Raw genomic sequence first — 17254 nt, 5'->3', positions numbered from 1 at the left:
CCTGACGTCGCTTATAAGATCATGTTCCGTTATACGTTGTTTACGCTTTGAGGAATCCACGATGAGTGAGGCTGAAGCCCGCCCGAGTAACTTTATTCGTCAGATCATCGATGAAGATCTGGCCAGTGGTAAGCACACCACGATCCATACCCGTTTTCCGCCGGAGCCAAATGGCTATCTGCACATTGGCCACGCGAAATCCATTTGTCTGAACTTTGGCATTGCGCAAGATTACCAGGGCCAGTGCAACCTGCGTTTTGATGATACGAACCCGGTTAAAGAAGATATCGAGTACGTTGAGTCGATTAAAAACGACGTTGAATGGTTAGGTTTCCACTGGACTGGTGACATTCGCTACTCGTCGGACTACTTCGATCAGCTTCACGCCTATGCGGTAGAACTTATCAATAAAGGTCTGGCGTACGTTGACGAACTGTCAGCAGACGAAATCCGCGAATACCGCGGTACGCTGACTCAGCCGGGTAAAAACAGCCCATTCCGCGATCGCAGCGTCGAAGAGAACCTCGCGTTGTTCGAAAAAATGCGTACCGGAGGCTTTGAAGAAGGTAAAGCCTGCCTGCGCGCGAAAATCGACATGGCATCGCCGTTTATCGTGATGCGCGATCCGGTGCTGTACCGTATTAAGTTCGCTGAACACCACCAGACCGGCAACAAGTGGTGCATCTACCCGATGTACGACTTTACCCACTGCATCAGCGATGCGCTGGAAGGCATCACGCATTCACTGTGTACGCTGGAGTTCCAGGATAACCGCCGTCTGTACGACTGGGTGCTGGACAACATCACCATCCCGGTTCACCCGCGCCAGTACGAATTCTCGCGCCTGAATCTGGAATATACCGTGATGTCCAAGCGCAAGCTGAACCTGCTGGTTACCGACAAGCACGTTGAGGGCTGGGACGATCCGCGTATGCCAACGATTTCTGGTCTGCGTCGTCGCGGTTATACCGCTGCTGCTATCCGTGAATTCTGCAAACGCATTGGCGTGACCAAGCAGGACAACACCATTGAGATCGCCTCGCTGGAATCCTGCATTCGTGAAGATCTGAATGAAAACGCGCCGCGCGCGATGGCGGTTATCGATCCGGTGAAACTGGTTATCGAAAACTACCCGCAGGGCGAGAGCGAACTGGTTACCATGCCTAACCATCCGAATAAACCGGAAATGGGCAGCCGTGAAGTGCCGTTTAGCGGTGAAATCTGGATCGATCGCGCTGATTTCCGCGAAGAAGCGAACAAGCAGTACAAGCGTCTGGTGATGGGTAAAGAAGTACGTCTGCGTAATGCTTACGTGATCAAGGCCGAGCGTGTAGAGAAAGATGCGCAAGGGAATATCACCACCATTTTCTGCACCTACGATGTCGACACTCTGAGCAAAGATCCGGCCGATGGTCGTAAAGTAAAAGGTGTTATTCACTGGGTCAGCGCGGCTCATGCGTTGCCGATTGAAATCCGCCTGTACGATCGTCTGTTTAGCGTACCGAACCCTGGTGCGGCAGAGGACTTCCTGTCCGTGATTAACCCGGAATCACTGGTGATTAAACACGGCTATGGCGAGCCATCACTGCAGGCCGCGGTTGCAGGCAAAGCGTTCCAGTTTGAACGCGAAGGCTATTTCTGCCTCGACAGCCGTTACGCTACGGCTGATAAGCTGGTGTTTAACCGCACCGTTGGTCTGCGTGATACGTGGGCTAAAGCGGGCGAATAAGCCGCAACACATCTTGTCTAAACGCCGCATCATGCGGCGTTTTTTTATGCCAAAAAAACGTGTGGCAGGCTCCGTTTGCGGAGCGAATTAATTACATGTCTGTAATAATAAAATGGCTGAATGCTTTTACGTTTAAATAACTTACCTCAATATGAGATTGGCTGAAACCGATTTCATCCTCATGGAAAACAAGCGATTTTTTCATTTTTTCAACGCTTTTTTATCTCTCGATGAAAATGTAACAGAAAGCAATGAAATATGTGCGGTTGCTCATACTATTACATACTCGTTACAGAAAGAGATTGATAATTCGCGTCGCGAAAAATAGTCTATTCATTGTAGTCACTGAGGTTTTCTTGGCGCTACTTTTTTAATTTTTGTTTTTTCGCTGACCGCTTTTATCGGCAGCATTTTTATGTCAAAGAGGATTAACATATGCGTACGTTTAGTGGCAAACGTAGTACGCTGGCGCTGGCTATCGCCGGTATCACAGCAATGTCGGGTTTCGTTGTCGCTCCCCAGGCTCACGCCGAAGGTTTCATTGATGACTCCACTTTAACCGGCGGCATCTATTACTGGCAGCGTGAACGTGACCGTAAAGATGTCACCGATCATGACAAATACAAAACCAACCTTTCTCACTCGACCTGGAACGCTAACCTCGACTTCCAGTCCGGTTATGCGGCCGATATGTTTGGTATTGATATCGCAGCATTCACCGCGATTGAAATGAACGAAAGTAGCGAAAGCGGCCATCCAAACGAAATCGCATTCTCTTCAAAAAATAAAGGCTACGACGAAGATTACTCCGGCGATAAGAGCGGAATTAGCCTGTATAAAGCAGCAGCCAAATTTAAATACGGCCCAACCTGGGCGCGCGCCGGTTACATTCAACCAACCGGACAGACGCTATTGGCTCCGCACTGGAGCTTTATGCCTGGTACCTATCAGGGTGCCGAAGCTGGTGCCAACTTCGACTATGGTGATGCTGGCGCACTGAGCTTCTCCTATATGTGGGCCAACGAATATAAAGCGCCGTGGCACACCGAAGTCGATAAATTTTATCAGGCCGATAAAAAGACCAGCGTAGATTACCTGCACTCAATCGGCGCGAAATATGACTTCAAAAATAACCTGTTGCTGGAAGCGGCATTTGGTCAGTCCGAAGGCTACGTCGATCAATACTTCGCGAAAGCCAGCTACAAATTCGATTTAGGCGGTAACCCGTTTACCACCAGCTATCAGTTCTATGGCGCGCGCGACAAAGTTGATGATCGCACCGTGAACGATATTTATGACGGTACGGCCTGGTTGCAGGCGTTGACCTTCGGCTACAAAGTGGCGGAAGTGGTTGACCTGCGCCTGGAAGGGACCTGGGTTAAAGCGGACGGGCAGCAGGGTTACTTCCTGCAGCGTATGACCCCGACCTACGCCTCATCCAACGGTCGCTTGGATATCTGGTGGGACAACCGTTCTGACTTCAACGCCAACGGCGAAAAGGCTGTCTTCTTCGGTGCAATGTATGACCTGAAGAACTGGAACCTGCCGGGTTGGGCAGTCGGTGCGTCCTACGTTTACGCCTGGGATGCCAAGCCATCTACCTGGCAGCTCAACCCGGATGCGTACTACGACAAAAACCGGACTATCGAAGAGTCTTCTTACAGCCTGGATGCGGTCTATACCCTGCAGGACGGTCGTGCGAAAGGCACTATGTTTAAACTGCACTTCACCCAGTACGACAACCATTCAGACATTCCGAGCTGGGGCGGTGGTTACGGCAACATCTTCCAGGATGAACGCGACGTGAAGTTCATAGTTATTGCTCCGTTCACCATCTTCTAATGCCAACAGCGGCAGACCAGACGTCTGCCGCTCCGTTGAGGAAAGTGCTATGAAAAAACTGATACTCATCGCCATTATGGCATCAGGGCTGGTGGCTTGTGCGCAATCCCCTTCGCCGAAAGAAGACAGTCGCCTGAAAGAAGCCTACAGCGCGTGTATTAACACCGCGCAAGGATCGCCGGAGAAAATTGAAGCCTGCCAAAGCGTGCTGAATGTGTTGAAGAAAGAAAAGCAGCACCAGCAGTTTGCTAATGAAGAAAGCGTACGCGTACTGGATTATCAGCAGTGTATCCAGGCCACGCGCACGGGTAACGATCAGTCCGTTAATGCTGATTGCGACAAGGTCTGGCAGGAAATACGTAGCAAGAATGCTGCGCAGTAATTCGAGAAAAGAAAATGACAACGGGCGGAGAGTTTTCCGCCCGTTTGCTTTTCAGAGCTTATGTTCCACTGGTTGATAGCCCCGACTCAGTCGGACAAACAGCATTGCCGTGGCGGCGAGTCCACAAAGCGCTGCGCACATCAGCCACCATCCCGGTGAGCTTTTATCCCCGGTTAGCTGGACCAGCGCCGTGGATATGACTGGTGTAAGGCCGCCAAAAATCGCCGTGGCAAGACTAAAGGCCAGTGAAAAGCCCACCGTACGGACATAGACAGGCATCACCTCGGTGAGTGCCGCGACCATTGCCCCGTTGTACATGCCAAAAAAGAACGAGAACCAAAGCAGGACCAGCGTCATGCGCATGAAGTCTGGCGCGGCGGTGAGCCAGTGCATTACCGGCCAGGTGGTAAGCAGTGCGAGTACAGTAATCCCCATCAATACCGGACGACGACCAATTCGGTCAGATATCGCTCCGCCAATCGGCAGCCAAATAAAGTTAGAAATACCGACCAGCATGGTGACTACCAGGCTATCGCGCGCGCTCAGGTGGAGTACGGCCCTGCCGTAGGTTGGGGTGTAGACGGTAATAAAGTAAAACGTCGTGGTGGTCATCGCTACCAGCAGCGTACCCGCAGCGATCAGACGCCAGTTTTTGATGATAGTGGTGAAAATTTCCCTGGTGTCGGGACGGTGCGTACGTTGTAAAAATGCGTCTGTCTCCTGAAGCGAACGGCGCAGGACGAAGATCAACGGAATAATCATGCAACCAATAAAGAACGGAATGCGCCAGCCCCATTCAGAGATCTCATCGTGCCCCAGTGTGGCATTCAGAGCGTAGCCAATCAGCGCCGCCACCACAATGGCGACCTGTTGGCTGGCGGACTGCCAACTGGTGTAGAAACCTTTATTACCAGGCGTGGCGATTTCAGAGAGATAAACCGAAACGCCTCCCAGCTCTACGCCCGCAGAGAAGCCTTGCAATAATCGACCGACTAATACCAGCACAGGGGCCAGCAGGCCAATGCTTTGATAACCGGGAACCAGGGCAATCAGCAGGGTACCGCAGCCCATGATCGCCAGCGTCACCATCAGTCCTTTACGGCGACCAATTCTGTCGATGTAAGCACCCAGCACGATTGCGCCAACGGGCCGCATTAAAAAACCCGAACCGAAAACCGCAAAGGTCAACATGAGCCCGGCAAATTCACTCTCCGCGGGGAAGAACGTCTTTGCGATATAGGTGGCGTAAAACCCGAACAGAAAAAAGTCGAACTGTTCGAGAAAATTACCGCTGGTTACCCGCAGTATTGCGCCGAAAGTTCCAGCGCGCGATGGTTGTTGTGTCATTAGGGTTGCTCCACTGTCTTATCATAATATTTATAGAGGTAAGAGTTTGCGGGTTAGTCGCCTGTGACCCCCGCTTGTTTGCCGCGCCGTTTCTCAATCGCCCACTTGAGTAAGGCTGCGCAGCGGTAAAATCCGTGGGCAAATTTTCCGTAAGGAATGGTCAGAAAAAGCGCCATGACCACGCCGAGATGAATGGCCAGTAAAATAGCCATCCATGAAGTGTCCCTTCCCGCCAGCAGCGCCAGACCAGTCAAACTGGTCAGCAGCAGCAGCAAAATAAAACCGCGATCCATCGGTTTTTGCCGGGCGTCGCCATGCAGCGGTGAACGCTTAAGATTCAGCCATAGCAAGCCCGCCGGGCCGACAACCAGACCAATGCCGCCCAACGTGCCCAGCATCACCGGCACGCTGAAGAACGGGTAGGGCGCTTCTATACCTGCAAAGTAGTGATAGCCCGTTGCCACCACGGTGGCGGCAAAGCAGAGCATAAAACCGTAGAAGGTAAAGTGGTGGAAACGGCGGCGCATCAGGGTGAAAGCATCATCCGCTTCGTTACAACCTTTGCCGTGGCCACCATCGAGATATTTCAGCGTCAGCGCATCGTGTGAGGCTTCAGCAATCTCGGCGGAACGCGGCATACCCGGAGAGATCTCGCGCCAGAAGCGGATCACGCCGGCCATCAACAAACCGATCGCCAGAATAAACACCGAACCAAACATCCAGGCCAGCAGGTTATGCGGGAAAATTTGATAGAAATCCCCGGCCAGCGGAGGATGGAATAGTGAGCCTTTCAAACCTATAGCGAGGAGTAAAAACAGGATCAGACCGAAAACCAGCGCCAGCGTCACGGTGACGCCTGCGCGACGATAAAGCGCGCCAAAGGCGGCGGGTTGCGCGTAATGCTGATAGGTTTCGAGCCGGACTTCCGCCATCGCCTTCGGTACGTTGATGGCAAATTCATGAGGCGGGGCATACTGACATGCGTGCAGGCAAGCGCCGCAGTTATGGCACAAGTTTGCCAGGTAATTGATATCCGCTTTACCGAATTCCAGACGCTGCGTCATGGCCGGGAATACGGCGCAAAAGCCTTCACAATAGCGACAGGCATTGCACACTTGCATCACACGTTCAACTTCAGCTTCCGGTTCGGTGATAATTTGCGCTTCGATGATCAGTTTCTCAAGCTGCTTCATGACGAGTCTCCTTACGTGCGGCTAGCGCGGCTTCTTTTCCGGCAATGCGGCCAAAGGTCGTGCCGATCGACATCCCCACGCCTGCGGTGTAGCCCTTACCCAAAACGTTGCCCGCCATCATCTCTCCGGCGACGAACAGGTTGCGGCTTGGAAGCCCGGCAAAATGCACAGCGGCGCGTTCGTTCACTTTTAACCCAAGATAAGTGAAGGTGATCCCTGGCCGCAGGGCATAGCCGTAGTATGGCGGCTGGTCCAGCGGTCGCGCCCAGTGCGTTTTCGCGGGTAGCAAATCTTTGGTGGTACAGTTATCCAGAACGGTATGGTCGAACTGGCCGGGCTGGCAGGCGTTGTTGTACTCCGTCACGGTGTGGGTAAAGCGTTCGGCATCCAGTCCTAACTGAAGGGCCAGTTCTGCCAACGTATTGGCCTGCGCGCCGGGAAAGACCGGAGGCATAAAGTGGCCGATAGCTTTACTGTCGATGATGGAGTAACCAATCTGCCCTGGCTGTTGAGCGACCAGACGTCCCCAGATGGCGTAGCGTTTCGGCCAGAAATCTTCGCCTTCATCATAAAAACGATCTGCGTCACGGTTTACCATTATGCCCAGCGAGACGCAGTCCACGCGGGTGCAAATTCCGCCATCATATAATGGTGCTCTGGCATCAATAGCCACGCAGTGTGACTGGGAGGGATCGCCGATAATGTCGGCTCCGGCATCCATCATAAATTTGAGCAGTACGCCCTGGTTAAAGCGCGTGCCGCGAATCAGGAAGTTATCCGCAGGCCATTCGCCGCGCTCGTTCTCTCCCCACGCTTCTCGCAGCCATTCGCGGTTTGACTCAAACCCGCCAGCGGCAAGCACGCAGGACTTAGCGGTGATGCGCTCTTCGCCTGCCAGCGCCGCCACGAACTCGCCATTACGCAGTTCAAGCGCCTGAACGGGGGTGTTATAGCGAATTTGAACGCCCAGCTTTTCTGCGCTGCGATAATAGGCATTCACCAGGGCCTTTCCACCGCCCATAAAAAAGGCATTGGTTCGCGCCACGTGTAAAGCGCCGGAGAGAGGAGGTTGAAAGTTAACGCCGTGCTGACGCATCCAGTCACGGCATTGTGAAGAGGTACGGATCACCAGACGCGCCAGCGCTTCGTTGGTATTCCCTTCCGTGACGCGCCACAGATCCTGCCAGAATTCTTCTTCAGGATAGCTTTCCACCAGCACATCCTGCGGCGCGTCATGCATACAACGTAAATTACGTGTGTGTTGGGAGTTTCCTCCGCGCCATTCCCGGGGAGCCGCTTCGAGCAGGAGTACCGAAGCTCCTTGCTCCCGGGCGGTCAAGGCAGCACACAACGCGGCATTGCCACCGCCAATCACCAGAACATCAACCATCGTATACTCCATTACCATTTAACTATTTGTTAAATTTGTAATTGAAATGTATACGTACAGGCTGTGTGGGCGCTATGACGTGACGCTAAACAGTGCTTTAGTTATTGTAAAGCGTAGCGCCAGGCCAGCTTCCGGCTTCCACCAGTTGATGCATAACTTTTGTCAGCACCACACGGGCGGCGAGGCCTGCCGGGGTAAGTTCATCGTCAGAGAGGCTGACCAGAAAGTTAGGGCGGCTAAGTACCGGATTATGGACGCCGATCACTCTTAGAGTGTCTTTATCGAGATGGGAGATCGCCGCGCCTGGCTGAAGAGTGGCGCCAATGCCACTGCGTACGGCGCGCATCAGTAACGCCAGACCATCAATTTCAGTAGCGATCTCAATATTTAGCGCGTGTTCCTGGCAGATGGCATCCAGCCTGCCGCGCAGACCGTGTCCCGGGCTTGGCATGATCAATGGAATATTTGCCAGTTGGGCAGGCGCAATATTGTCGTCGACAATATCAGCCAATAGGGCATGGGTCCCAATCAAAAACAGCCGTTCTTCAAGAATCGGTCTGGCGCTCCAGCGCAGGATCTTTTCTTTTTGAAACACGATAGCCAGATCAATCTGGCGGGTATTAATCATTCGTTCCAGGTTGCCAGAGAGACTTTCCACCACGTGCAGGCGAACATCAGCATAGCTTTCCCGCATGGCGTGAATAAAAGGCATGCCGAGAACGGAAGCGGTACTGGGAGCCATACCGACGCTGACATGCCCGGAAAGTCGGGCCTCGCGAGCGGCGAGGATTGCATCGTCTGCATGCCGGAGCGCCAGCTGCGCCTGGGAGTAAAAAGCCAGTCCGGCGCTGGTGGGTGTCACACCTCGCGAGGTGCGTTGTAGCAGGCGAATAGCAAGTTCGTTTTCGAGCCGCGTCATTTGCTGACTGAGCGCCGAAACGCCGATATTAAGATCGAGCGCTGCGCTACCCATGCTGCCGGTTTCTACAATGCGAACAAAATAGCGTAGCTGGCGAAGTTCCATTTCAACTCTCCGGAAGGGCAATTGATTTTTACATTAAAGCAACATTGACGGAGAAGGAAGAGGGTGCTGGTCAAATTCAGCCCATAAAAAAAGCCAACCGGAAGGTTGGCTTTTCAGAAAGCGTCACATTATTTGCCGTCGTGCGCATGCTCATCTTCGCGGCAATCGCCTTCGGCGCAGTGGCCGTAAAGATAGAGGCTATGGTTGGTTAAGCGAATACCATGTTTAGCCGCAATCTCACGCTGGCGCGCTTCAATGGAATCATCGCTGAACTCGACCACTTTGCCGCAGTCGAGGCAAATGAGGTGATCGTGGTGATGCTGTTGAGTCAGTTCGAAGACGGATTTACCACCTTCAAAATTATGGCGGGTCACGATACCGGCATCATCAAACTGGTTCAGCACACGATACACGGTCGCCAGACCAATTTCTTCACCCATATCGATCAGGCGCTTGTATAAGTCTTCCGCACTGACGTGATGGTTATCCGGTTCCTGAAGAACTTCCAGAATTTTTAAACGAGGAAGCGTTACTTTCAGGCCAGCCTTCTTTAATGCGGTATTGTTGTCAGTCATGCGGAATCTGTCCTGTAGCTAAACGATTCACTTCATTAACAGAAGTGACAGAAATTGCACTTGAGAAATTGCATATCATTATAGAACTGCCATGGTTAAATGAAAACTGCAAGTCTCTGGCATATATTGTTAATCAAAACGTGGTATCGCCGACAAACACACTGTGCAACACCCGATTGGCATCCAGCCATTGTACAGGGTCAGACGAAAAAGTTACAAATTTGTAGCAATTATTTTGATTGGTTTTATCTATTGATGCGGCGCAGATGATGATCTACACCGCGTGAAATCAGGCATTGATGATTTCGTCGAGGTGCAGTTCTTCTGAGATCTGCTTAACCCATTTTTCTACGCGTTCTGCGGTCAGCTCCGGCTGGCGATCCTCATCAATAGCCAGACCAACAAAGTGGTTGTCATCAGCCAGACCTTTGGACGCTTCAAAGTGATAACCCGCCGTTGGCCAGTGACCGACGATGGTGGCGCCGCGTGGCTCAATGATGTCGCGAATGGTGCCTAACGCATCGCAGAAGTATTCTGCGTAATCTTCCTGGTCGCCACAGCCAAACAGTGCGACCAGTTTGCCGTTAAAATCAATGTCTTCGAGGGTAGGGAAGAAATCGTCCCAGTCACACTGCGCTTCACCGTAGTACCAGGTTGGAATGCCGAGCAGCAGAATGTCATACCCTTCCAGGTCTTCTTTGCTGCTTTTTGCAATGTCATGTACATCGGCAACGTCTTTACCAAGCTGTTTTTGAATCATTTTTGCGATGTTTTCGGTATTACCGGTGTCGCTGCCGAAAAAGATGCCAGTGATTGCCATGAGTAAAATAACCTCTTGAAACTTATTGAAATGGTGGTGGCGCATTGCCCACGGATAAGGGCAATCATAGCAGAACAGTCAGGCATGCGGAAACAGCAAACACGCGGGACTGCACTCTGTGCTACACGATTTATGATTTAGAGCAGAAATTCAGACTATGCCTGACCGCGCAATGCGGTGAGTTGGGTCATCAGCATCTCTTCGATGAGTTCACTGCGACTCATGTTACGCGCCTCGGCCAGCTCGTTTAACGCGTCAACGGCATCAGCGTTCAGTTTCAGTTCGACACGCTTAAGCCCGCGAACTTTGTCACGTTTAAGCTGATTACGTTTATTTACACGTAACTGTTCATCACGCGAGAGCGGATTAGTTTTGGGTCGTCCCGGGCGACGCTCCTGCGCGAACAGATCTAATGTCGTACGGTCCGTTTGTTCTTTGGCCATGATCTTGGTGACTTCGGGGAAACAATCAGCCAGGCGTCTGCCCGGATGGATAGCGCGCCATAATACATCAGCAGGGGAGGCACGCCAACGCCCACGCGCGTAATCGTGCACGGACGCTGAGTTTTTAATCAGTTAGCCTGCTCGTTCAGATAACGACGAATGGCCCGCAGCACTGCTTCAGGTTTTTCCGCATGTACCCAATGCCCCGCGCCCGCAATTACGTGCGCCCGAGCCTGCGGGAATTGTGCCAGCAGCTGCCCGCGATACGCTTCGGTGACATAAGGGGAGTTACCGCCAGGGATAAACAATGCCGGGTGCTCCCACGCCGGGACGGTTTCCCAACCAACGATATGGGGATATTGATCCCACAATACGGGAACGTTAAAGCGCCACTCGCCGTCAACAAAGGATTTCAGCAGAAACTGGATAACACCTTCCTCTTGCAGATACTGGCGCATGACGCTTGCCGCCTGCTGGCGTGAGGACGCTTGTGCATCGGTTACGGCATTGATTGCCGCAAAAATCTCATCGTGACGGCGCACATGATAGTCAACTGGCGCAATATCAATAGCCACCAGTCGATCGATACGGTCAGGGGCCAACGCGCTTAACGCCATGACGGCTTTCCCCCCCATCGAGTGACCAATAAAGATCGCTTTTTCGATCTGTTGATCGTCCAGCGTATCCACCAGGTCTTGCGCCATGGCCGCATAATTCATCTCAGGCGATCGGGGCGAGAGGCCATGATTTCGCATATCAACCTGGATGATATCGTGATCGGCCACCAGATCGCGCGCCAGGATCCCCAGGTTATCCAGACTACCAAACAGGCCGTGAACCAGGACGATGGGAGAATTATTGTGCAGGTTTTGCGCAGATTGCGCTCGGATATTCAATTTCATGGCAAAGTTCTTTTTTTCACACTCACGGGTTAGGGTATCATGTTGACCATTCTGCCACAGGGCTGCAACAACTACGGTTACTCCGAGTTTTATCAGCCACCAGGCTTGACGCTATCCGCTGTTGGGATTTGCCTTTACACTACGCGTGTTAACCCAACAACTTGTATTCAGCTAAACACTGCACTGGATTAAGATGAAAACGATTGAAGTTGATGATGAACTCTATAGCTATATTGCCAGCCACACCAAGCATATCGGCGAGAGCGCATCCGACATTTTACGGCGTATGTTGAAATTTTCCGCCGCATCACAGCCTGTCACTCCGGTAGTAAAAGAAGTCCGCGCTGTGCAACCTGTCGTGGAAGCCAAGCCGGTTAACCCCGTAAAAGATAAAGTGCGCGCGATGCGTGAACTGCTGTTGTCCGATGAATATGCGGAACAGAAGAAAGCAGTAAATCGCTTTATGCTGGTGCTGTCTACACTCTATTCTCTGGATCAAAACGCGTTCGCCGAAGCAACGGATTCGTTGCATGGCCGTACGCGCGTTTATTTTGCAGCAGATGAACAGACGCTGCTGAAAAATGGTAATCAAACCAAACCGAAACACGTGTCAGGCACGCCGTACTGGGTGATCACCAATACCAACACCGGCCGTAAATGCAGCATGGTGGAGCACATCATGCAGTCAATGCAATTCCCTGCGGAATTGATTGAAAAGGTTTGCGGAACAATTTAATCCTTGCATTAGAAGGACCAGGCAATGGCAATCCACAACCGTGCAGGTCAACCTGCGCAACAGAGTGATTTGATTAACGTCGCCCAACTGACGGCACAGTACTATGTACTGAAACCAACGGCAGGGAACGCTGAGCACGCCGTCAAGTTCGGTACGTCCGGGCATCGCGGCAGTGCAGGTCGTCATAGTTTTAACGAGCCGCATATTCTGGCTATCGCCCAGGCGATTGCTGAAGAACGTGCGAAAAACGGGATTACTGGCCCGTGCTATGTGGGCAAGGATACCCACGCGCTGTCTGAACCGGCTTTTATCTCTGTGCTGGAAGTGCTGGCGGCGAATGGTGTTGACGTCATCGTGCAGGAAAACAACGGCTTTACGCCAACCCCTGCCGTGTCGAATGCCATCCTGGTCCACAACAAAAAAGGCGGCCCGCTGGCTGACGGCATTGTGATCACGCCGTCCCACAACCCGCCGGAAGACGGCGGCATTAAATACAACCCGCCAAACGGTGGTCCGGCAGATACCAACGTCACCAAAGTGGTGGAAGACAGGGCTAACGCGTTGCTGGCTGACGGTCTGCAAGGCGTGAAGCGTATGTCGCTGGACGCCGCGCTGGCATCGGGTCATGTGAAAGAGCAGGACCTGGTTCAGCCGTTTGTTGAAGGGCTGGCAGATATCGTCGACATGGCGGCGATCCAGAAAGCGGGTCTGACGCTGGGTGTCGATCCGTTGGGCGGTTCCGGTATCGAATACTGGAAGCGTATTGCGAAGCACTACAACCTGAACCTGACTATCGTTAACGACCACGTTGATCAGACTTTCCGCTTTATGCATCTCGATAAAGACGGCGCAATCCGTATGGACTGCTCCTCCGAATGCGCGATGGCGGGTCTGCTGGCGCTGCGTGACAAGTTCGATCTGGCCTTTGCCAACGATCCGGACTATGACCGTCACGGTATCGTCACTCCGGCGGGGCTGATGAACCCGAACCACTACCTGGCGGTGGCGATCAACTATCTGTTCCAGCATCGTCCGCAATGGGGCAAAGATGTTGCCGTCGGTAAGACGCTGGTTTCCTCGGCGATGATTGACCGCGTGGTCAACGATCTGGGCCGTAAGCTGGTGGAAGTGCCGGTCGGTTTTAAATGGTTTGTTGACGGTCTGTTCGACGGCAGCTTTGGCTTTGGTGGTGAAGAGAGTGCGGGCGCATCTTTCCTGCGTTTCGACGGTACACCGTGGTCGACCGACAAAGATGGCATCATCATGTGCCTGCTGGCGGCAGAAATTACCGCTGTGACCGGTAAGAATCCGCAAGAACACTACAACGAACTGGCTGCTCGCTTCGGCGCGCCGAGCTACAACCGTTTGCAGGCGAGCGCGACCTCCGCACAGAAAGCGGCGCTGTCTAAGCTGTCTCCGGAAATGGTAAGTGCCAGCACGCTGGCGGGCGATCCTATCACCGCACGTCTGACGGCGGCACCGGGCAACGGTGCTTCTATCGGTGGTCTGAAAGTGATGACTGACAACGGCTGGTTTGCCGCGCGTCCGTCAGGTACGGAAGACGCTTATAAAATCTACTGCGAGAGCTTCCTGGGTGAGGAACACCGCAAGCAGATCGAAAAAGAAGCTGTTGAGATCGTCAGTGAAGTGTTGAAAAACGCGTAAACCCCTGGCCGGATAAGACGTAAGCGTCGTGATCCGGTATGAATGATGAAAAGCCGGATCGCGCATAAGCTGATCCGGCTTTTTTTATTCAGTTGACCCGTCCCAGGCTTAAATCCGGATAACGTGATGATTGAATTCAAACACACCTAACAAGATCATCATTATCATTGAAAATAGCTGTCGCTAAGCAGGTAGAATAATAAACAGGCCCAGCAGTGATATGGCATCAGGGACGCCACACCATTTATTATTTGCTGCGCAAAAATGGAGGCTTGACTGGACTATCGGACCTCCTGGGTTGGTATAGAGGAAACTGTTAGCGGCTTGGACAACGAGTCCGCAGATAATTGAGCGAAAAAATCAATGAATTCGAAGAACACTTTTAGCGTGCGAACCAATTAGGCGTTATCCTTGGTTCTTAATTTTCGTGGGCTGTTATGAGTATATTTATATATATGTCAGCCAATATTGACTGAACTGTTACCGATTATTACACCACCACAGTCAACCGCATCCCCCGTTCTGGCGGCAGGCAAACCATCGATAAAGACACTTTCTGATCCGCCTGCTATTTTTCGGGGGTGAGGTGGGTGTTTGGGTTTAGCGTGTGGTGTTAGCGGATCCCCCTGGCGAGCTGCTGGTAAGCCGTCAATAAATACAGTTGATGAACCTGCGATGATGACAGTTTCGTAATAACCGTCATGCTGAGTACCTTTATCGCTGAGCTTGGCTGCAGTGGGCATGTTTTTCTCCAGGTTGTAATATAATCGTCATAAAAAAACAAATGCTTTATTTGTAGATGTCGACAGATTTGATAGAAATCATGAGGTGTTCTCATTGCTGTAAAAAATATCTTTATTTAATCCTTATAATATAATGATTTAACTTTTTTTCCATCTATCTTTATATGAACTTGATTGGACTTAACCATGAGGATATTATTACTATTGATTCCCTTAAAATTAAATCTATCCATAAATTTTATTAACTGGTTACTTTCCGAGATATAATTATTTTTTATCGGTGGTAAATGTGGTGGTATATGATATTGATGTGGGTTATTTCCATCCCCAATCAAAGATAAAATTTTTTCATTTATATTTTGTTCAATAAACCATTCTTGTTTTACGAAGGTGAAATCAGTAGTTCTGATGCTGTAGATTTTAATATTAGGCATAAAATAATAATATTCGTTAAGCTTTATTTGAAAATGTACTTCACTATGCGGAGAAAGTTTATACCAGTCATCTTTTTCAAAAGAACTACGATAATCGCAAATGCTTCCTAAATAATCTAATGAAATATTAGCCGTGGATATAAAGAAAAGCATCCTACATAGTTTTATATCAGATGCGATTTCTTTATTTTCTGTTGGTATATAAGGTAGAGATGTTGTCCGAATAAAATATGGGTGAGATTTTTCATTCTTAAAGGAAAGTGTTGCAAGTATATTATTGTTATTATTATTTACCGATAATGAGAGATATAAACCGTTTAACGCTTGCTCATTAGTGTTAGCAACTTCAAATGATTTAAAACGCACTATAGGATAATTTGGTAAGTACCATTGCTTGGGATGTAGTTGAGCTTTTTCATATTCATATCCATTCCACCCTCTCATTCCATATCCGTATTTGATAATGGATAATTCATTTGCTGATAACCAGTTTGGTATAACTAATATCATTAATAATATTTTTTGAAGTTAAGTTTATTTAAATAAATGAAACGCTTCATTTTATTAAGGTTCTTATATTTTTGATTTAAAGAGTTAATCTGCGAAGGATAATGAAAAATAATTCCTCACTCGTTTTTAATTTCTATTTCAAAGTATCTTTCAATATTGTAAGCATTGTCAAAAACAAGATCGAATTTATTTTCAGTAATTAATTTATTAGCTCCTTTCACATGCCCATTGTAGTCATCATTATCTTCTTGATAGGGCGATTGCTTATTTCCTTCAGAGTCATAATCTGATGTCCCCATTCCTCCACCATTAGGGTCTGTAAAAAATTTGGGTATATGGCTTAATTCGTGGCAAAGTGTAGACACCCGAGAGTCATGGCCGGTAAGTTTTGAGCATATGCGTTTCTTTTCATTACTGTCTTTTTTTCTCCGTCCCACAAAATTTATACCAATTTCAACCTTATAGTCCTTCTGTGGCTCCCCTGGTACTTTAGCACTAACTTCACGTGGTTCATTAATTTTGTTAATAAAACTTTTAATGGTCATTGTACTTTTCACATACCTAATTCGCCTAATACAATCTTCCATCACACCCTTTGCGCTTATTTTAACAAGATGTTGCTCTCCTCTTACAGGCATATTTATATGAACAAATTCATCACCACATATACCAAATATCGTTTGGAATTCGTTCTTTTCTTTGTCTTCCCAAGTTTTAAGATCTTTCTCTCTTTGATTTAATACCTTATCCAGAGCCTCTAATGTTTCTGTTATCATTGCATCAAAATCATTTATTTTACATTGTTTAAAAACTATCATTTCTTTTGACGGTTTACCGTGTGTTTTATCACTCATTCTTCTTCTCCCCAACATGTATCAAAATCAGGATTGATAAGTTTTATTGCAATTTCTTCATCGTTATCTTGGGTAAATATTTCGGTATACCCATTCTGATCTGTCTCTCCATATATTTGAGTTCCATCTACAAAATATGCGATATAACGTATGTTTGAATATGGTTCTTGTTTTTTATCAAAAAAATGAAATTGAAGATGATATTTTTCAGAATCCTGATTCGTCAGTTGTAATGGCCGAATGGCATCACCCGGACTCCCCCCACTGTTAAGATTAATTTTCGATCCCCCGATATCCACACCTCCTGCGTGTATCACCACAAATGAGCCGCCCACCTTCAGACTGATCTTACTGTCACTCTGGAGGACAATATCGCCCTCAACGCGGATCCCCTGCGCTCCGGCTACCTTCTGCGCCATATCGCCTTTCACTTCCAGGCTGTGCTTACCCCCGACCAGGCTGATATGGTCTTTTGTGGTGCGGTGCTCCTGCTTCCCTTCAACGCTCACGCTTCTGTTGCGCACAACGCTCAGCGACGTGTCATGACCAATGCGCACGGTGCGATCGTTTGTGACTTCCTGCGTATGATCGTGCTGCACCGTGATGCGCTGATCGTTCCCGACCGTGACATGCCGGTCATGCGCCACGGTGGTTTTCTGATCGTG

Annotated in this window: 18 protein-coding genes; 5 read left to right on the top strand and 13 right to left on the bottom strand. The window is 49.9% G+C overall.

Annotation, left to right across the window (positions count from 1 at the left end; all coding sequences use genetic code 11):
• The first annotated feature begins 61 nt into the window (after nt 1-61).
• From glnS to FDX14_RS02245, 3 genes are all read left to right on the top strand, one after another.
• Nucleotides 62-1729 carry a glutamine--tRNA ligase gene (gene glnS, locus FDX14_RS02260; RefSeq protein ID WP_137348936.1) on the top strand — a complete coding sequence of 556 codons (1668 nt, stop codon included), beginning with the start codon at nt 62-64 and terminating at the stop codon, nt 1727-1729.
• A 435-nt stretch (nt 1730-2164) separates the two neighbouring features.
• Nucleotides 2165-3571 carry a chitoporin ChiP gene (chiP, locus tag FDX14_RS02250; RefSeq protein ID WP_038638807.1) on the top strand — a complete coding sequence of 469 codons (1407 nt, stop codon included), beginning with the start codon at nt 2165-2167 and terminating at the stop codon, nt 3569-3571.
• 49 nt (nt 3572-3620) lie between these two features.
• A complete protein-coding gene (locus FDX14_RS02245) occupies nt 3621-3953 on the top strand; it encodes a ChiQ/YbfN family lipoprotein (protein ID WP_038638809.1) in 333 nt (110 codons plus the stop codon).
• Nucleotides 3954-4004: 51 nt separating this feature from the next.
• On the opposite strand, the gene FDX14_RS02240 is transcribed toward FDX14_RS02245, so the two are convergent.
• The 9 genes from FDX14_RS02240 to ybfF form a co-directional block, all read right to left on the bottom strand.
• Nucleotides 4005-5300, bottom strand: a complete 1296-nt coding sequence (locus FDX14_RS02240) for an MFS transporter (protein WP_038638812.1) — start codon at nt 5298-5300, stop codon at nt 4005-4007.
• Between the two features lie 53 nt (nt 5301-5353).
• Entirely contained in the window at nt 5354-6493 is a 1140-nt protein-coding gene (gene tcuB / locus FDX14_RS02235) for a tricarballylate utilization 4Fe-4S protein TcuB (RefSeq protein WP_042309776.1), read from the bottom strand.
• Nucleotides 6480-7883: an FAD-dependent tricarballylate dehydrogenase TcuA gene (gene tcuA, locus FDX14_RS02230; protein WP_042309774.1), complete on the bottom strand. Its 1404-nt coding sequence runs from the start codon at nt 7881-7883 to the stop codon at nt 6480-6482. The genes tcuB and tcuA overlap by 14 nt, the downstream gene beginning before the upstream one ends.
• Before the next feature lie 97 nt (nt 7884-7980).
• On the bottom strand, nt 7981-8907 hold the full coding sequence (gene tcuR, locus FDX14_RS02225; RefSeq protein ID WP_061381664.1) for a tricarballylate utilization LysR family transcriptional regulator TcuR: 927 nt from the start codon (nt 8905-8907) through the stop codon (nt 7981-7983).
• 128 nt (nt 8908-9035) lie between these two features.
• A complete protein-coding gene (fur, locus tag FDX14_RS02220) occupies nt 9036-9482 on the bottom strand; it encodes a ferric iron uptake transcriptional regulator (RefSeq protein WP_003022836.1) in 447 nt (148 codons plus the stop codon).
• Nucleotides 9475-9561, bottom strand: coding sequence for a ryhB-regulated fur leader peptide (locus FDX14_RS25700; RefSeq protein ID WP_137349021.1), 87 nt, complete (start codon nt 9559-9561; stop codon nt 9475-9477). The genes fur and FDX14_RS25700 overlap by 8 nt, the downstream gene beginning before the upstream one ends.
• A 210-nt stretch (nt 9562-9771) precedes the next feature.
• Nucleotides 9772-10302, bottom strand: a complete 531-nt coding sequence (gene fldA / locus FDX14_RS02210) for a flavodoxin FldA (protein WP_054176141.1) — start codon at nt 10300-10302, stop codon at nt 9772-9774.
• A gap of 155 nt (nt 10303-10457) precedes the next feature.
• The gene (ybfE, locus tag FDX14_RS02205; protein ID WP_079226184.1) at nt 10458-10745 is read right to left on the bottom strand and encodes a LexA regulated protein; all 288 of its coding nucleotides are present in this window, start codon (nt 10743-10745) and stop codon (nt 10458-10460) included.
• Nucleotides 10746-10873: 128 nt separating this feature from the next.
• Nucleotides 10874-11647 (bottom strand): esterase, encoded by a 774-nt coding sequence (gene ybfF / locus FDX14_RS02200; RefSeq protein ID WP_061381665.1) that lies wholly within the window; start codon nt 11645-11647, stop codon nt 10874-10876.
• A gap of 193 nt (nt 11648-11840) precedes the next feature.
• Between ybfF and seqA the strand changes: the two genes are divergently transcribed.
• Both seqA and pgm read left to right on the top strand, forming a co-directional pair.
• Nucleotides 11841-12383: a replication initiation negative regulator SeqA gene (gene seqA, locus FDX14_RS02195; protein ID WP_137348935.1), complete on the top strand. Its 543-nt coding sequence runs from the start codon at nt 11841-11843 to the stop codon at nt 12381-12383.
• Nucleotides 12384-12407: 24 nt separating this feature from the next.
• Nucleotides 12408-14048, top strand: a complete 1641-nt coding sequence (pgm, locus tag FDX14_RS02190; RefSeq protein ID WP_016152262.1) for a phosphoglucomutase (alpha-D-glucose-1,6-bisphosphate-dependent) — start codon at nt 12408-12410, stop codon at nt 14046-14048.
• 458 nt (nt 14049-14506) lie between these two features.
• Here the strand turns inward: pgm and FDX14_RS02185 are convergent, their stop codons facing one another.
• The 4 genes from FDX14_RS02185 to FDX14_RS25120 all read right to left on the bottom strand — a co-directional run.
• Nucleotides 14507-14791, bottom strand: coding sequence for a type VI secretion system PAAR protein (locus tag FDX14_RS02185; RefSeq protein WP_137348934.1), 285 nt, complete (start codon nt 14789-14791; stop codon nt 14507-14509).
• Nucleotides 14792-14907: 116 nt separating this feature from the next.
• Entirely contained in the window at nt 14908-15735 is an 828-nt protein-coding gene (locus FDX14_RS02180) for a hypothetical protein (protein WP_137348933.1), read from the bottom strand.
• Between the two features lie 116 nt (nt 15736-15851).
• Nucleotides 15852-16589 (bottom strand): M35 family metalloendopeptidase, encoded by a 738-nt coding sequence (locus FDX14_RS02175; protein ID WP_137348932.1) that lies wholly within the window; start codon nt 16587-16589, stop codon nt 15852-15854.
• Nucleotides 16586-17254, bottom strand: a 669-nt coding sequence (locus FDX14_RS25120; protein WP_502704207.1) for a bacteriophage T4 gp5 trimerization domain-containing protein, incomplete at its 5' end; no start/stop codon positions are given. The genes FDX14_RS02175 and FDX14_RS25120, both read right to left, overlap by 4 nt.

Source organism: Citrobacter sp. wls710, assembly GCF_005281115.1.
GTDB lineage: Bacteria > Pseudomonadota > Gammaproteobacteria > Enterobacterales > Enterobacteriaceae > Citrobacter > Citrobacter werkmanii.
This window is presented reverse-complemented; position numbering and strand designations above follow the sequence as displayed.

Bases quoted from the DNA above. Each gene is read 5' to 3' on its own strand.
- ybfF (WP_061381665.1), bottom strand. From the start codon at position 11,647: ATGAAATTGAATATCCGAGCGCAATCTGCGCAAAACCTGCACAATAAT.
- seqA (WP_137348935.1), top strand. From the start codon at position 11,841: ATGAAAACGATTGAAGTTGATGATGAACTCTATAGCTATATTGCCAGC.
- chiP (WP_038638807.1), top strand. From the start codon at position 2,165: ATGCGTACGTTTAGTGGCAAACGTAGTACGCTGGCGCTGGCTATCGCC.
- FDX14_RS25700 (WP_137349021.1), bottom strand. From the start codon at position 9,561: ATGATATGCAATTTCTCAAGTGCAATTTCTGTCACTTCTGTTAATGAA.
- fur (WP_003022836.1), bottom strand. From the start codon at position 9,482: ATGACTGACAACAATACCGCATTAAAGAAGGCTGGCCTGAAAGTAACG.
- fldA (WP_054176141.1), bottom strand. From the start codon at position 10,302: ATGGCAATCACTGGCATCTTTTTCGGCAGCGACACCGGTAATACCGAA.
- FDX14_RS02185 (WP_137348934.1), bottom strand. From the start codon at position 14,791: ATGCCCACTGCAGCCAAGCTCAGCGATAAAGGTACTCAGCATGACGGT.
- FDX14_RS02175 (WP_137348932.1), bottom strand. From the start codon at position 16,589: ATGAGTGATAAAACACACGGTAAACCGTCAAAAGAAATGATAGTTTTT.
- tcuA (WP_042309774.1), bottom strand. From the start codon at position 7,883: ATGGTTGATGTTCTGGTGATTGGCGGTGGCAATGCCGCGTTGTGTGCT.
- FDX14_RS02245 (WP_038638809.1), top strand. From the start codon at position 3,621: ATGAAAAAACTGATACTCATCGCCATTATGGCATCAGGGCTGGTGGCT.
- tcuB (WP_042309776.1), bottom strand. From the start codon at position 6,493: ATGAAGCAGCTTGAGAAACTGATCATCGAAGCGCAAATTATCACCGAA.
- FDX14_RS02240 (WP_038638812.1), bottom strand. From the start codon at position 5,300: ATGACACAACAACCATCGCGCGCTGGAACTTTCGGCGCAATACTGCGG.
- ybfE (WP_079226184.1), bottom strand. From the start codon at position 10,745: ATGGCCAAAGAACAAACGGACCGTACGACATTAGATCTGTTCGCGCAG.
- FDX14_RS02180 (WP_137348933.1), bottom strand. From the start codon at position 15,735: ATGATATTAGTTATACCAAACTGGTTATCAGCAAATGAATTATCCATT.
- glnS (WP_137348936.1), top strand. From the start codon at position 62: ATGAGTGAGGCTGAAGCCCGCCCGAGTAACTTTATTCGTCAGATCATC.
- pgm (WP_016152262.1), top strand. From the start codon at position 12,408: ATGGCAATCCACAACCGTGCAGGTCAACCTGCGCAACAGAGTGATTTG.
- tcuR (WP_061381664.1), bottom strand. From the start codon at position 8,907: ATGGAACTTCGCCAGCTACGCTATTTTGTTCGCATTGTAGAAACCGGC.